The organism is Pseudoalteromonas sp. PB2-1 (genome assembly GCF_045040605.1).
In the GTDB taxonomy this organism is placed as follows: Bacteria; Pseudomonadota; Gammaproteobacteria; order Enterobacterales; family Alteromonadaceae; genus Pseudoalteromonas; species Pseudoalteromonas arabiensis.
In genome coordinates this window covers 198,131-213,730 of the sequence record NZ_CP090667.1, presented here as the reverse complement: position 1 = coordinate 213,730, position 15,600 = coordinate 198,131, and the positions used below count along the sequence as shown (strand labels likewise).

Annotated in this window: 17 protein-coding genes; 1 reads left to right on the top strand and 16 read right to left on the bottom strand. The window is 41.3% G+C overall.

Annotated elements, in window-relative coordinates:
• Positions 1–127 precede the first annotated feature (127 nt).
• Positions 128–3,058 carry a TonB-dependent receptor domain-containing protein gene (locus L0Z67_RS01055; protein ID WP_237114700.1) on the bottom strand — a complete coding sequence of 977 codons (2,931 nt, stop codon included), beginning with the start codon at positions 3,056–3,058 and terminating at the stop codon, positions 128–130.
• Positions 3,059–3,333: 275 nt separating this feature from the next.
• On the opposite strand from L0Z67_RS01055, the gene L0Z67_RS01050 reads away from it, so the two are divergent.
• A complete protein-coding gene (locus tag L0Z67_RS01050; protein WP_405128364.1) occupies positions 3,334–4,971 on the top strand; it encodes an endonuclease in 1,638 nt (545 codons plus the stop codon).
• A 39-nt stretch (positions 4,972–5,010) separates the two neighbouring features.
• Here L0Z67_RS01050 and L0Z67_RS01045 read toward each other — a convergent pair whose 3' ends face one another.
• The 15 genes from L0Z67_RS01045 to rpsJ all read right to left on the bottom strand — a co-directional run bounded on the left by L0Z67_RS01045 (position 5,011) and on the right by rpsJ (position 15,385).
• The gene (locus L0Z67_RS01045) at positions 5,011–5,601 is read right to left on the bottom strand and encodes a hypothetical protein (RefSeq protein ID WP_405128363.1); all 591 of its coding nucleotides are present in this window, start codon (positions 5,599–5,601) and stop codon (positions 5,011–5,013) included.
• Between the two features lie 68 nt (positions 5,602–5,669).
• Entirely contained in the window at positions 5,670–5,960 is a 291-nt protein-coding gene (locus L0Z67_RS01040; protein ID WP_062568203.1) for a hypothetical protein, read from the bottom strand.
• Between the two features lie 62 nt (positions 5,961–6,022).
• Positions 6,023–6,760 (bottom strand): hypothetical protein, encoded by a 738-nt coding sequence (locus tag L0Z67_RS01035; RefSeq protein WP_405128362.1) that lies wholly within the window; start codon positions 6,758–6,760, stop codon positions 6,023–6,025.
• Positions 6,761–6,908: 148 nt separating this feature from the next.
• On the bottom strand, positions 6,909–9,767 hold the full coding sequence (locus tag L0Z67_RS01030; RefSeq protein WP_062568201.1) for a TonB-dependent receptor domain-containing protein: 2,859 nt from the start codon (positions 9,765–9,767) through the stop codon (positions 6,909–6,911).
• Positions 9,768–10,417: 650 nt separating this feature from the next.
• Complete coding sequence (gene rpsQ, locus L0Z67_RS01025; RefSeq protein ID WP_054552372.1) at positions 10,418–10,675, bottom strand: 30S ribosomal protein S17; 258 nt, start codon at positions 10,673–10,675, stop codon at positions 10,418–10,420.
• Positions 10,675–10,866, bottom strand: a complete 192-nt coding sequence (gene rpmC / locus L0Z67_RS01020; protein ID WP_004588692.1) for a 50S ribosomal protein L29 — start codon at positions 10,864–10,866, stop codon at positions 10,675–10,677. Before rpmC ends, rpsQ begins: the two co-directional genes overlap by 1 nt.
• Positions 10,866–11,279 carry a 50S ribosomal protein L16 gene (gene rplP, locus L0Z67_RS01015; protein WP_036974208.1) on the bottom strand — a complete coding sequence of 138 codons (414 nt, stop codon included), beginning with the start codon at positions 11,277–11,279 and terminating at the stop codon, positions 10,866–10,868. Before rplP ends, rpmC begins: the two co-directional genes overlap by 1 nt.
• Before the next feature lie 12 nt (positions 11,280–11,291).
• Positions 11,292–11,993 (bottom strand): 30S ribosomal protein S3, encoded by a 702-nt coding sequence (gene rpsC, locus L0Z67_RS01010; protein ID WP_062568200.1) that lies wholly within the window; start codon positions 11,991–11,993, stop codon positions 11,292–11,294.
• An 11-nt stretch (positions 11,994–12,004) separates the two neighbouring features.
• Positions 12,005–12,337, bottom strand: a complete 333-nt coding sequence (gene rplV / locus L0Z67_RS01005; protein ID WP_055016519.1) for a 50S ribosomal protein L22 — start codon at positions 12,335–12,337, stop codon at positions 12,005–12,007.
• Between the two features lie 14 nt (positions 12,338–12,351).
• Positions 12,352–12,630 (bottom strand): 30S ribosomal protein S19, encoded by a 279-nt coding sequence (gene rpsS, locus L0Z67_RS01000; RefSeq protein ID WP_010376377.1) that lies wholly within the window; start codon positions 12,628–12,630, stop codon positions 12,352–12,354.
• A gap of 16 nt (positions 12,631–12,646) precedes the next feature.
• A complete protein-coding gene (gene rplB, locus L0Z67_RS00995; RefSeq protein ID WP_036974212.1) occupies positions 12,647–13,471 on the bottom strand; it encodes a 50S ribosomal protein L2 in 825 nt (274 codons plus the stop codon).
• 17 nt (positions 13,472–13,488) lie between these two features.
• A complete protein-coding gene (gene rplW, locus L0Z67_RS00990) occupies positions 13,489–13,791 on the bottom strand; it encodes a 50S ribosomal protein L23 (RefSeq protein WP_054552368.1) in 303 nt (100 codons plus the stop codon).
• The gene (gene rplD / locus L0Z67_RS00985; protein ID WP_062568199.1) at positions 13,788–14,393 is read right to left on the bottom strand and encodes a 50S ribosomal protein L4; all 606 of its coding nucleotides are present in this window, start codon (positions 14,391–14,393) and stop codon (positions 13,788–13,790) included. The genes rplW and rplD overlap by 4 nt, the downstream gene beginning before the upstream one ends.
• A gap of 17 nt (positions 14,394–14,410) precedes the next feature.
• Complete coding sequence (gene rplC, locus L0Z67_RS00980; protein WP_036974218.1) at positions 14,411–15,046, bottom strand: 50S ribosomal protein L3; 636 nt, start codon at positions 15,044–15,046, stop codon at positions 14,411–14,413.
• A 27-nt stretch (positions 15,047–15,073) separates the two neighbouring features.
• Entirely contained in the window at positions 15,074–15,385 is a 312-nt protein-coding gene (rpsJ, locus tag L0Z67_RS00975; RefSeq protein WP_002957900.1) for a 30S ribosomal protein S10, read from the bottom strand.
• Positions 15,386–15,600: the final 215 nt, after the last annotated feature.

Sequence of the window (15,600 nt, the reverse complement as noted above, 5' to 3'; positions counted from 1 at the left end):
AGGTCTCGCGCGATTAAAAAAGAATAGAATCTGCTTTGATATTCCATTTAGTTATTAATTTTATAAATAACTAAAAAAAAGACACTAACATATAAGTCAGTGTCTTTTTGTTTAAACGGATTTTTAGTTAAAAATCAATAACAACATTTGCAAAGAAACGACGACCGATAGCATCGTAAATTGCATCATTAGCTCCACTGGCTGCAATATAAGCCGGTGGTAATTTATCGGTTAAGTTACGAATACCTAAACCAACTCGGGTGTTTTGAAATAACTGGTAGCTAGCGGACAAGTCATGGGTCACAATAGTTCCCACAAAGGCAGGGCTCAAATCTTCAGGTATATCTCCGTCAGGCGATAGGTCGATACGAGCTGAACGATCTATTAAACGTGATGACCAGTTTACAACTAAATCGTTAATAGCATAGGTTGCGGAAAAGCGAGCTTGCCACTCAGGATCCCCCACTTCACCATCTTCCACATTTACTTTATCAGGTCGACTTTGGAACTCAAAAGCCTCTAGCTCTAAAAGATGATTTACAAATAAGTTTAAATTTAAATCCCCTGCCAAACCATAATCAGACAGCTTCATACTGTAATCAAAATCAGCTTCAAGGCCTCTAGTTGTCAAAGCTGCTGCATTTAAAAAGCCAGAGCGAACTAAAGTCACATTATTCGTTGTAGGGTCTCGCTCAACCTGCGAGCAAAAACTTTCGTCTGGGCCTCCTGGGGCATCCACACAATTATCAGCAATACTTTGTGTCGCGATAAATGAAATTGCGTCTTCTATTTCAATATCATAGTAATCAAGGGTCATTGAAAAGTTTTCAAAAAAGCTCGGTGTCCAAACAATGCCTGCCGTAAATGAGGTTGAGGTTTCAGATTCAAGTTCAGAGTTGCCACCACTAATAGTATCTATACTCGCATTATCATTTGCCTCAAACCCTGCTGGTATGCCGATTGCTGCACAATTAGCAACGCGATTAGGATTATCGAGAATACTATCAGCATCACATGGATCGGCTACACGGCCAAAGCCTGGAGAAATGGGTGAAAAGGCTTCGGCTATATTCGGGGCACGTACCGCTTGACCATAAGTGCCTCGCAAACGAATATCCTCAATAGGCTGATACAACACACCAACCTTCCACGCGTCAGTTTCGCCAGCATGCGAGTAATCAGCATAACGATATGCGGCATCTAAGGTAAGTTCTTTTGCGTAAGCAAGGTTTGCAAGCAGAGGCAAGCTCACCTCTATAAAACCCTCAGTTACATCATACTCACCAAATGCATCGGGTGTAGCTGCCTGTGCTAAAACACCTGATTTTGTCAGCTCATCGGTGCGTGTTTCTGATGTTTCTTCACGGTATTCAAAACCAGCAGCTAAACCGATTGGCCCGCCAAGTAGTTCAAAAAACTCCCCAGTATCAAATGTTATATTAGCGCCAATTAATTCTTGCGTTATTTCATCTGTACGCGATACATCGGCTGTTACCCAGTCTTTTGCAGCCTCTGATGCTTGGTCAAAACCAAACGCATTGTAAGGAACACAATCTGCGGGATTTAAAGTGGCAGGGTTAACATACTCATTTCCATCCTCATCTGGTAGTTGTAAGTCGGGTACTTGATTTCGACATACTATTTCGCCCGTATCTGGGTTAATAACAGCATCAAGCGCAGCATCAAGATTGCCTGAAATTAAATCGTTTAATGAGTTCCGGCGGTTATCTGTTTGCCCATATACATAGTAAACATCATAGTTAAAATCAGTTTGGCTTAAAGTAAATAAGCCTTGAACCCCACCAACGAATCGAAATAGCTCACGGCGGTTATCAGCACTTCGATTACCGAATTCAGCAAAAAACTTAGACATTTCTATTGTTGTAATGCCTTGGTTAAGGTAGGACTGGCGTAGCGTTTCATCAAGGTAGGGGTTGTCTGCTACGTTAATAAATATATCACCAAAGCGAAAAGATGGCTGAAACTGTTGTTTAATGTCTGAACGAACGAACTTAAAGTCACTGTAAAATGTATGGTTGTCAGTAATATTATAATTAAGTGTTGATGCGATGGTTATTTTATCCTGCTCAGGTAATACATTTTCATAGTCTTGAAGTTTAAAGCAGTGCTCACATCCATCAGGGAAATTACCGAATGCAAAGCTATTTGTGAACTCACGAATCGGCATTAATTCAGGTGTGCCATTATCTGAAAACGTGGTAATTTCACCAAATGCACCAAATGGGTTTAGCACACCATTTTCACTTATACGATCCGAAAAAACACGAGGCCTTGTTAAACGATCAGGAATACCATCTTCCTCACCTTGGCTGAGCGGATTATCAACTGTTCCCCAGTTATCCGACTGGCGTAAGTCATTTGCCATCACTTCATTGATATGGTCTTTGCCAGCAAAGAAAGTGATATTACCTCGACCGCCGGCAATATCTGTCCCCGCTAAAATACTTAGTGAGGTATTTTTAGAGCCGACTCCTTCGGTTGAATTACCAACTGATGCCTTTAATTGTAAGCCATCGAAATTGTCTTTTAGAATCACGTTTACAACACCGGAAACCGCATCAGAGCCATACACTGCCGATGCACCTCCTGTTATTACTTCAATTCTGTCAATAAGTGCAGCTGGAATTGTTGATAAGTCTACCTGAGATGACCCTGGCGCCCCTGCGACATGGCGCTTGCCATTCACTAAAACAAGTGTACGCGTGGATCCTAGGCGTCTTAAATCAGCAGAGCTGATACCTGCATCAGCATTGTCATCATTATTACCAAAGAGGGTATCGGTCGCGCCTATAGACGGAAACTCAGCTAGAATACTCCCTAAATCTGGTGTACCTGCTTTGGCTATTTCAGCCGCACCAATTGTTACTATTGGTGTGGGTTGAGAAAGCTTTGGTTTTGCAATACGAGACCCTGTAACTTGAATTCGCTCAACTTCATCAACTCCCTCTTCAGCTGCGACTGAATAACCCACAGTAGAAAGTGCAGTTAACGACAAAGCAAACTTAACGCTATGCGCCAATAAATTATATTTCTTCATTTTGACCCCTAAACAAGCTGTTATTATTTGATTATTGCTGTTGAAGTCGGGTGATCTTTACACCACAAAACTATAACAGTGCTTTTAGAAGTAACACGACAAACCCAAAATAGGAACAAAACTAAAAAGTGTGCAAAATATAAACAATGCAGAACTGTAAATTTTAATTAACAAATGCGTATATAAAATAATCCAAAAATTATCAATTCTGTAAAAAACCTGTCATTGTTATCATCTATTGTCCACCATTTGAAAACACATAATAGGGAAAATCTATGCCATACGGGATTAAGAAAAAGCTCATACTTACTAGCAGCTTACTTTTTTTAAGCAACACAGCGTTTGCAAATATTAATAATGCAGACTTTGAAACTTGGTCAGCAAACACACCAACAGCTTGGAGCACGATTGATAGTGGTATCAGCATTAGTGCTAACAACAGTGTGGTTTACTCTGGCGAATATTCTGCACAAGTCACTGTTAACACTGGCACACAAAGCAATACTGATTTACAGCAGCTCGTTGATGTTGTTGCGGGCGAAAGCTACGAGTTTTCTGCTTGGGTTTACCATACCGAAGGTGGTGTGAAAGCACGCTTAGTGGTTGATGGCTATCAGGACTATTCAAATTCAGCATTAACCAATCAATGGCAACAAATTAGCTATCAGTACACAGCTCCAACAACAACCGCTATCAATGTTGGCTTACGCTTTTACGACGTAACGGGTTTTGATGGCAGCGAAGTGGTTTATGTCGATAATTTTGCACCCAGCACAGGCACAACCCCACCACCGACAGGTAGTTGCACAGATAATCAAGTATCGTTAGTGCTCACCACTGACAACTATGGTGAAGAAACAAGTTGGCAAATAACAAATGCCCAAGGCAGTACAGTGGCATCTGGCGGCAGCTATGCAGCGAATACTCAGTATAGTGAGCAAGCCTGTTTAATTGATGGTGACTACACATTCACTATTTTTGATAGTTACGGTGATGGCATGTGTTGCTCGTTCGGTAATGGCAGCTACAACCTCTCTCTAGGCCAAACGGTGCTTGCCAGTGGCGCAAACTTCCAAAGCTCAGAGGCGACACCGTTTACATTAGGTGATAGCACTGGCGGTGATGATGGCGGTACAACACCACCTGATCCGACAGGCTATTATGTGACTACACAAGGCCTCACAGGCTATGCTCTAAAAACAGAGTTGTACAACATTATTAAAGATCACAACTCGCAAGGTTACTCTGCTATTTGGAGTTTTTATGACATTGCCTCACGCGATAAGTATTTTGAAAACGATAACTCAATTCTAGACCGCTACTCAGAAAACCCGACAGGTCAAGATAGCTACAACTATGTAGCCGTAAGCGATCAATGTGGTACTTATAACAGTGAAGCTGATTGCTACAACCGTGAACACTCTTTTCCGAAAAGCTGGTTTGGCGGCACTGTTGAGCCTATGAACTCTGATGTACACCACATTTTCGCAACCGATGGTTATGTAAACTCTAAACGCAGTAACTACCCATTTGGTGAAGTAGGAAGCGCAAGCTATACCTCTAGTAATGGTAGTAAATTGGGCAGCGCAGCGAGTTCTTTAAATTACTCAGGTACTGTATTTGAACCTATTGATGAGTTTAAAGGCGATTTTGCAAGAGCCTATTTCTATATGGCAACACGCTATCAAAATGTCATTGCAAGTTGGCAAAATAAAACTACTTACAGTAACGCTGTACTTAACGGCACCTCAAATCAAGTATTTGAGAATTGGGTTGTCGCAATGCTACTAAAATGGCACAACGAGGACCCTGTCAGCCAATTAGAACTTGATCGCAACCAAGCGGCATATGAGCACCAAGGTAACCGTAATCCATTTGTCGATCACCCTGAGTTTGTTGGGATGATTTGGTAATATCATAAGCCAGGCGCTTAGCTCAGCTAGGTGTCTGGTTTAACTGTCCAACAATATAACTCGTTTTTCGGCGACGAGTTGCTCCACAAATTGTTTTTCGAGGTTCCAAGGGTGACGCTTCCAACCTTGAAAACCAAAACCTGCAATATGTACGTATTTAAACCGCACTAAAAAGTAAGCAATTGCCAAAGTACCAGAACTAACACAACGAGGCCGATGTATCGGTGAGCCAAGGGCTAATAATTCATTTAATAATGATTGGCGAAACTGTGCTGTTAAACGCTCTACTTGGCACTTTTGCGCATAGGCTGAGATTAGAGCCTCCCCGAAATCTACCTTACCTTTACGTTGTATCAATTTAAAAAAAAATTGCGCTACAGAATTAGGAGTTGGATCGGTGATCATAACCTGGCTCAGCCCTTCGAGAGACATTTGTGGTGTGTTTAATAAACTCAGGGCTTGTCGGCCACGCCCAACCAACCACAAGTCAGTACAACGTTGGCCTAAATAATCAGGCATTGCTGCACAATGGTTAAACCTAACCACTCGTGGGCAATGATTTACTTGCTCAGTAAGATCTGTATTGATAGGACCATTACCTAAGATAATGATTTTTGGCTGCTCTTGCATAAACTAAGCGACTTTTCTTTCTTAAAGCAGCTTATTTGACGCTAGCAGTGTGACTGGTTAATGACAATTCAAGATAAATTTAACCAATGAGTGAGTCGTTTATGTTCTATCAACAGCATGTTGTCGTGTTGTTGTTTGGTCTGATAACCAAGTAGCGGCAGCACGTGCTTTAATAACTCATGGTGTTGCTGTTGTAGTGAATAATGCGTGACCTTTAATGTTTCTAACAACTCCCGAGCATAAAGCGATCTCGATTGCAGCGACTGCCAAGTACGAATCTGTATTTCGACGATTTGTGAAATTGAAGTGTTATAGTTATTAAGTTGCAAACTTAACAAGTAGTTTTCTAATGAGTTCATAATAGCGTCCTTTTAAAAACGCCACTTTAAAAGCTCAAGTTAAGTTGAGGTAAAGTATTTTGTTATTTTTTGCGCCATTTATTCATTATTTCCTTAAATAATTTAGCCTCTTTATCTTCACAGGGTCTGGGCGATCCGCTTGGTACTCCTGACTTGCCAAATACGGTATTAAAATCGATGTCGTAACATAGCCCATTGAGCATTTCTGTTCGCTTGCTGCCATTGCCATTTTGCCAAAGTATTGTTGCTTTATCAGAGACAGTTAATTGTGCAGGCACTGTAACCCCGCCTACAGGCGAATTATTATTTGCAGCATCAATCTGACCAAGTGCTGAAGCATTAGAAAAGCCATTTTCAAACTTAAGCTCTGGGATTGGTGCATAAGGATTCAGCTTTTTAAATGGTTTTTCAGCTGTTTCTTCACTATTCGTTTTAGGCTCAGCAGTTAAAGTTTCTACCTCTTTACTGGGTTCAGCGGCTACAGCTTGAACTGCTTTAGGCTCTTTCAAAGAGCGATTAGCCGCTTTTGTATCAGCTGACTGTCCTAAATGACTGGGTTCAGCCTCTTTTGTTTGCGGTTTCAGTCTTGAGTCATTCTGCTTTTCTTTTGAGGTTATTTTTTCACTTTTTTTTATACTAGGTAAAGCCGTGAGATCAACACTAACGTATGCGTGTATTACATTCACAGAATCAGAGACAGGTGATACAGATACAGACCGCATATGCTGCGCAAATAGAAACAAGATTACAGCATGCAGCGCAATTGAAATCATCCATGCTTTGTAGCTTCCCTTTAACACCTAAACTCCTCACTTTTTATTTTAAGAGTGTTAAAAAAACGAAATAGTTCAGTGCCCAGAGCTTTAACAGATACAAAAAAGCAGCATCTTTTAGAATATACAATCAAAAAGCCCCAGCATGTGCTGGGGCTATCAAAACACTTAAGGATTAAAACTTATAGTTAACACCTAGTGTGAAGGTGCGACCGTTCAAATCAAAGTATTCACCGTCATCATAAAGACTTGGGTGTCTTGGTGGAGTGCGGTCAAATACATTTAACATACCACCACGCACTTGTAGGCCATCAGTAATATTATAACGCGCTGTTAAATCCCACTTCGTATAAGATGAGATATCGTTATAGTTATTATCTTCAGCTACCCAGTCGTTTGACCAAACAGTACTGTGGCGATAGGCACCGATTAAATTTACCTGTAAGTTTTCATAGGTATAGTTCGTTGTGAAACGTGCCTTCCAGCGTGGATCTGTATACTCACCTGCAGCATTACGTTTATCAGCTTCTTTACCTGTTAAGTTTTCATCGTTTTTAGACATGTAAGTGGCAAGCATATTCATTCTGAATGAGCCAAATGTTGTATCAAATGAATATGTTACTTCCATATCCGTACCCGCAATACTGTTACTTGCAGAGTTAATAGGTTTCAGATCATACGAATCAATTTCAAAGGTATCTTTATTACGATAGATAAGTGGGCAATATGGATTATCTGTACTCTCAAATTCATAACAGCTTTCAATCACTGTTTTTGCTTTAGGTGTACGGATCATATCTTCAAGATCGAACTCCCAATAATCAAGAGTAATACTTAAACCATCAACAAATGAAGGTGTGTATATAACACCAACAGTTAAATCGTGCGCACTTTCATTTTCAAGATTAATATTACCTAAATTGAAACCAGAGTGGTTAGTACGCTTCCAGTCTTCACTTGGAACCCAACCTTCAGGAATGCCTTGCGAGCGACAGTTATTGGTGATGTTTTCTTTATACTCACCTGCATTATCAATTTGGCCTTGTTCACATGGGTCATCAAAGCTTTTAAAAGTCTCTGAACGGGCTTGATAAAGCTCATTTATGTTCGGTGCACGAACTGATTTAGACTTATTAATACGGAAACGAATATCATCATTAAGTACATAGTTAAAACTTAACTTCCATGCGTCATCAGTGCCTGTTGATGAGTAATCCATGTAACGATATGCCGCTTCAAGGAAAATTTCATCGGCAAATGATGCATCTACAACAAGCGGAATAGAGAACTCTGCAGCGGCCTCACTGACATCAAATGAACCTGATAATGCCTCAGATTGATTGTTAAAAATCAATCCTTTACGCATAGCGGGATCAGGTAAAGTTGATGATGCTTCTTTACGATGCTCAATGGTAAATGCTGTAGCAATTGGTCCCGCTTCTAGCTCAAATAAATCACCGCTAAACGTTACACCATAAGTTGTTTGATCAACTGTTGCACGGCGAGTTGCATCTGTCTTTACATAATCAAGCGCTTCTTGCGAGGCAAGACCTGTTCCCCAAATATTAAGAGGCACACAACCTTCACGGGCAGTTACTTCATCTCTAGAACGATCGGCACAGACAATATCGCCATCAATTTCAACGGCATCTAATGACTTATTAAAATTGTCGACAAGCATTTCACCGTGCCAAGTTGTATCCGCTTGTACTGAGCCACGTTGTACATAAGCTGAGTAAAACCAGTTATCGGTTATTTCACCTTCAAAGCTTAAAACACCTTGAATAAGCTGACGCTTTTGATCGTATACGCGGTTACCTAGTGCGTCTGTAGTAATATACGCTGTATATGTGTCCATATCACGATCAGAGAAAAACTGTTTTGTCTCATCACTAAAGAACGCATTATCTGTACGCATACCACTTAAAGTATGGAATGCAGGCGAGCTTTCACCATAGGCATGCGTATTTGAATACGTAAGCTCAAATGCCATTGAGTGAGCATCACTAAACGCATAGTTCACATTCGATGATAAATTTAAACGCTCAAGTGGTGTACGCACATATTTATGATTTAAGAAATGATAGCCATCGCCTTCATTACCAACATAATATTGCGTATTACGGCTACCTGGCGTTGAACTTGCTGGTAAATATTCACCACTTGCAAATGGACGAATTGAACCGTCATCAGCAAAGATATAATGACCATCAGATGTGAAGAAATCACCTGTTGGACTATAAAAGCCAAGCGTTGTGCTACCTGTTTGATCATAAATGATTCGACGAGGAATGCCATCTTCATCATTTGAGTTATCAGGGTGGTCTAAAGAAATAACACCGTTACGAATAAAGTCTCGTTGATCACCACGTAATTGTTTTGAATCCGAATAAGAGATATTCGTTACAAAGCTTGCTTTTTCACCTTCGTTACCAAAAGTGAATGATACATAAGACTCTTCACCGCCGTCTTGTTGAGGCTGCGATGTTGATGCATCAAATTCAAAGCCTTGGAATGATTTCTTAGTAATAATATTGACCACACCAGCAACCGCATCTGAACCATACACAGCTGAAGCGCCGCCGGTTGAGATTTCCATACGCTCAATCATTGCGGTTGGAATATTATTTAAGTCGACGGCGCTACTGCCCGGAGCACCCGCAATAAAGCGGCGTCCATTAACAAGTACGAGCGTACGTTCTGCACCTAAACCTCGTAAGTCTGTATTACTCAAGCCATTAGCAAAAACGTTATCGTTTGTTGTCTCAGGTGATAAACCAACTGTAGCCGATGGCATCTCGCTTAATAGTTCAGCGGCATTAGTAATACCCGCATTAACCATCGCATCGCCCGTAATAACAGTAACAGGAGTTGGAGACAAATCACCAATACGCTTTATTTTTGAACCCGTAACTTGAATACGCTCAACTTGCTCATTACCTTCATCTGCAGCAGTGGCAAAATGTGATAAACCAAGCCCTGTTATACACAGGGCAGCCTTTATATTAAATGATAATGTGTTTAACTTGCTCATTTTCCCTTCCAAATGATTATTTTATTTTTTATTTGCGTTTTACATCAATACACCTATATCAATAACCAATAAAGGTACATAAACGCAAAGCTCATTATAAATTTAAAAAGGAACAATTAAATAAAACTATTGATACATATGTAAATATATGTAAATCAAATAAATAACCAATACAATCAGTAACTTGAGATAAAAATAATTTCCACACCTCACATTATTAATTATAATATTACATATAAACAATAAATTTACAAAAGCATAAATCTGGATAAAAACACATATAAAATTAAAAACAAAACAACAAAGTAACAATATAGCTCAAAAATAAACCTATTATTTAAGGTTGATTCTGAAAAAGTATTTCATCACTTATTTTTGACAATAATAAATTTTGAGCCAGCTTATAAAAAAATGATTAAATATCTCTTTCTTAAAACGACACGGTTAACTTTATTACTTAAATAGTTATTTTCTATTTAATTGAGTGGTCTATTTTTTGAACACTTGCGAATTACTGTAAATCAAATTACGCAAGCTTTTTCATACAAAGATGAATGACAGTAAACACTAACTGAAATGGCTGTTTAGAGTTTGAAAACAAAAAGCCCCAGCAAGTGCCGGGGCTTTTTAAAAGTAAACTTAATTAAAAATTAAGCTTTCTTTGGACGCTCAACAACGTCTACTAAAGTCCAAGACTTAGTCTTAGAAATAGGAGCACACTCAGAGATAGTAACTACGTCACCAGTTTGAGCTGTGTTGTTTTCGTCATGTACGTGTAGTTTAGTCGTACGTTTGATGAATTTCCCATATACTGGGTGCTTCACGTAACGTGCGATAGCAACAGTGAAAGACTTATCCATCTTGTCGCTGATTACACGGCCTTGAAGAGTACGGATTTTATCGCTCATTATTGACCTGCCTTCTGGTTAATAATTGTTTTTACACGCGCGATATCGCGACGTACTGTTCTTAGCGTGTGTGTCTGAGCTAACTGACCAGTGCTTGCTTGCATGCGCAGGTTGAACTGCTCACGAAGAAGTCCTAGAAGTTCAGCGTTTAGCTCTTCTACGCTTTTGTCTTTTAGTTCGCTAGCTTTCATTACATCACCGTCCGAGTTACGAAAGTTGTTGTGAATGGTAATTTACGCGCTGCAAGGTTAAATGCTTCACGAGCAAGCTCTTCAGAAACACCTTCCATTTCGTAAAGTACTTTACCAGGTTGAATTTCAGCAACCCAATATTCAACAGAACCTTTACCTTTACCCATACGAACTTCTAATGGTTTGTTCGTAATTGGCTTATCTGGGAATACACGGATCCAGATTTTACCTTGACGCTTTACGTGACGTGTCATAGCACGACGAGCTGCTTCGATTTGACGAGCAGTCATACGGCCACGACCAGTAGCTTTCAAACCGAAAGTACCGAAGCTTACTTTGTTACCGTTTTGCGCTAAACCGCGGTTGCGGCCTTTGTGCATTTTACGGAATTTTGTACGTTTTGGCTGTAACATTACTCGCTACCTCTACTTAGCACTTTTTTTGGCTTTCTTTGGTGCGCGTTTAGCTGGCTTCTCTTGCTCTTGTACTAGTGGTAAACCACCAATAACTTCGCCTTTGAAGATCCAAACTTTAACACCAATGATACCATAAGTGGTTAAGGCTTCAGAAGTTGCGTAGTCGATATCAGCACGTAAAGTATGTAGAGGTACACGACCTTCACGATACCATTCTGAACGTGCGATCTCAGCACCGCCAAGACGACCGCTAACTTCAACTTTGATACCCTTTGCACCAATACGCATTGCGTTTTGTACCGAACGCTTCATAGCGCGACGGAACATAACACGACGCTCTAGCTGTGACGCAATACCGTCAGCTACTAGTTGTGCATCAAGTTCAGGCTTACGAACTTCAGAAATATTGATCTGAGCCGGAACACCTGCAATCTTAGTTACTGCTTGACGTAGTTTTTCAACGTCTTCGCCTTTTTTACCGATAACAACACCAGGACGAGCTGTGTGAATTGTTACACGGATAGATTTAGCTGGACGCTCAATAACGATTTTAGACACAGAAGCCGCTTTTAATTCCTTAGTAAGGAATTTACGTACTTTGTGATCGCCAAAAAGCTGATCAGAGAAATCTTTTGAATTCGCGTACCAGGTAGAAACCCAAGGTTTAGAGATACCTAGGCGAATACCAGTAGGATGAACTTTTTGTCCCATTACTTATACTCCTAGCTATCTGAAACCACAACAGTGATGTGGCTTGTACGCTTAAGGATGCGATCTGCGCGTCCTTTAGCACGTGGCATAATACGCTTCATTGTAGGACCATCGTCCACAAAGATCGTAGCTACACGTAGCTCATCAATGTCAGCACCTTCGTTATGCTCTGCGTTAGCAATAGCAGACTCAAGTACTTTCTTAACTAATACAGCCGCTTTTTTAGGGCTGTACGCCAGGATTTCTAGAGCGCGATCAACCGGAAGTCCGCGGATCTGATCTGCAACTAGACGAGCTTTTTGCGCCGAACCAGAGGCGAATTTATGTTTAGCTAATGCTTGCATTTATCATTCCCCTCTTAACGTTTCTTCGCTTTCTTATCCGCAGCGTGACCGCGGTAAGTACGAGTTGGTGCAAATTCGCCCAGTTTGTGACCGATCATTTCGTCTGTGATAAACACAGGAACGTGCTGACGACCATTATGGACAGCGATGGTCAATCCGATCATGTTAGGTATGATCATTGAACGACGGCTCCAAGTTTTAATTGGCTTCTTGTCACCGCTTTCCAACGCTTTCTCTACCTTCTTCAGCAAGTGTAGGTCAATAAAAGGACCTTTCTTGAGAGAACGTGGCATGGCTATTCCTCAACTATTATTTAGTACGACGACGTACGATAAACTTATCAGTACGCTTGTTCTTACGTGTCTTAGCACCTTTAGTCGGTTTACCCCATGGAGACACAGGATGACGACCACCAGATGTACGACCTTCACCACCACCGTGCGGGTGATCTACCGGGTTCATGGCAACACCACGAACTGTCGGACGGATACCACGCCAGCGATTTGCACCAGCTTTACCTAGTGAACGAAGCATATGCTCAGCATTACCTACTTCACCAAGTGTTGCGCGACAGTCAGCTGGAACTTTACGAACTTCGCCAGAACGAAGACGTAGAGTCACGTATTGACCTTCACGTGCAAGGATTTGAACGTATGCACCAGCAGAACGTGCGATTTGCGCGCCTTTACCTGGTTTTAATTCTACGTTGTGAACAGTCGAACCTACAGGCATGTTACGCATTGGTAATGTGTTACCAGCTTTGATTGGTGCATCAACACCAGACTGGATTGAATCACCAGCTTTTAAGCCTTTAGGTGCAATAATGTAACGACGCTCACCGTCTGCATATAATACAAGAGCGATGTTTGCGCTACGGTTTGGATCATACTCTAGACGCTCAACAACAGCTGGAATGCCATCTTTAGTGCGTTTAAAGTCGATTACACGGTAATGATGCTTGTGACCACCACCGATGTGACGAACCGTGATACGACCTTTGTTATTACGACCACCAGACTTAGAGTTTTTCTCTAGTAGTGGTGCGTAAGGTTTACCCTTATGTAGATCTGGGTTAACCACTTTAACCAGGTGACGACGACCCGCAGAAGTTGGTTTACACTTTTGAAGTGCCATAATTCTAACTCCCCTTATTACTCGGCGCCGCCGACAAAGTCTAGCTCGCTACCTTCTTTAAGAGTAACGTAAGCTTTCTTCCAGTCTGAACGACGACCGAAACGCATGCCAGTACGTTTTGTTTTACCCTTAACGTTTAGTGTGCGAACACCAGTTACTTCTACTTCAAAAAGCTTTTCTGCTGCAGCTTTGATTTCAGCTTTAGTTGCATCAGAAGCTACTTTGAAAACAATCGTGTTGTTCTCTTCAGCAGCGATAGTGCTTTTTTCAGAGATGTGTGGAGCAAGGATCACTTTTAAAAGACGTTCTTCACGGATCATGCTAGCGCCTCCTCAAGTTGCTTAACAGCAGCAGCTGTAATAAGTACCTTATCGAAAGCGATTAGGCTTACAGGATCGATACCAGCTACATCACGCGTGTCAACCTTGTATAGGTTACGTGCCGATAAGAAAAGATTCTCATCTACTTCTTCAGTCACGATTAGAACATCTTTAAGCTCAAGTTCTTTAAGCTTAGCAACTAGTTCTTTAGTTTTTGGTGCTTCAAGACCAAACTGTTCAACAACGATTAAACGCTCTTGACGAACTAATTCAGATAAGATGCTTTTGATCGCACCGCGGTACATTTTACGGTTTACTTTTTGGCTGTGATCTTGTGGTTTAGCTGCGAAGCTAACGCCACCTGAACGCCAAATTGGGCTACGAATTGTACCAGCACGTGCACGGCCAGTACCTTTTTGAGACCATGGTTTTTTACCACCACCGCTTACTTCAGAACGTGTCTTCTGAGCACGAGTACCTTGACGAGCACCTGCTGCGTAAGCAACAACTACTTGGTGTACTAATGCTTCGTTAAACTCACGTCCAAAAGTAGCTTCAGAAACTTCAAGAGCGCCAGAAGCGTCTTTAATTGCTAATTCCATCACTAAATCTCCAGGACTTATGCTTTAACAGCTGGTTTAACGATAACGTCACCGCCGATAGCGCCAGGTACTGCACCTTTAACTAAAAGCAAGTTACGCTCAGCGTCAACGCGAACTAGTTCTAAGTTTTGAGTCGTTACACGCTCAGCACCCATGTGACCGGCCATTTTCTTACCTTTAAACACCTTACCAGGTGATTGGTTTTGACCGATTGAACCAGGAGCACGGTGAGATAGAGAGTTACCGTGAGTCGCGTCTTGCATGCTGAAATTCCAGCGCTTAACACCACCTTGGAAACCTTTACCTTTAGAAGTACCGGTTACGTCAACTTTGTTGATTTCGTTGAATAATTCAACAGTAAGCTCAGCGCCTACTTCAAAATCGCCTTCACCACCATTTAGGCGGAATTCCCACAGACCGCGACCCGCTTCAACACCAGCTTTAGCGAAGTGACCCGCTGCTGCTTTGTTTACACGGCTTGCTTTTTTAGTGCCTGCGGTTACTTGAAGCGCGTTATAACCGTCAGTTGCTTCAGATTTGATCTGAGCAATACGGTTAGGAGTCGCTTCGATAACTGTCACAGGGATAGATACACCATCTTCAGTGAAGATACGTGTCATACCCACTTTACGACCGACTAGACCTAATGCCATTTTCCTAAAACCTCTCTAATCTTCCGATTAACCCAGGCTGATTTGAACATCAACACCAGCAGCAAGATCTAAACGCATAAGAGCGTCAACAGTCTTGTCAGTTGGTTCTACGATGTCGATCAGACGTTTATGGGTGCGGATTTCGTACTGATCACGCGCGTCTTTATTAACGTGCGGTGAAGTTAGTACAGTAAAACGTTCAAAGCGTGTAGGTAGTGGGATTGGACCACGTACTTGTGCGCCAGTGCGTTTCGCAGTTTCCACGATTTCCGCCGTTGATTGGTCAATCAAACGGTGGTCAAAAGCTTTTAGGCGAATACGAATGCGTTGATTTGACATTCTTAAACCTCAATATAAAGAGCATTTAAAAAGAGCATAAAAAAACGACCGAAACAATCTTACTAACTAAGATGTCGGCTGCTTTCTTATATCTACGTTGAACTCCAAATCGGAGTTCCTGTTTTATTAGCTTGAAATCCAAGCTTAATCTTTCCTTCCAAGTTCCCGAGGGAATTTTGAAAGCCTGCGTATTATAGTGATATTGGTGATAAATG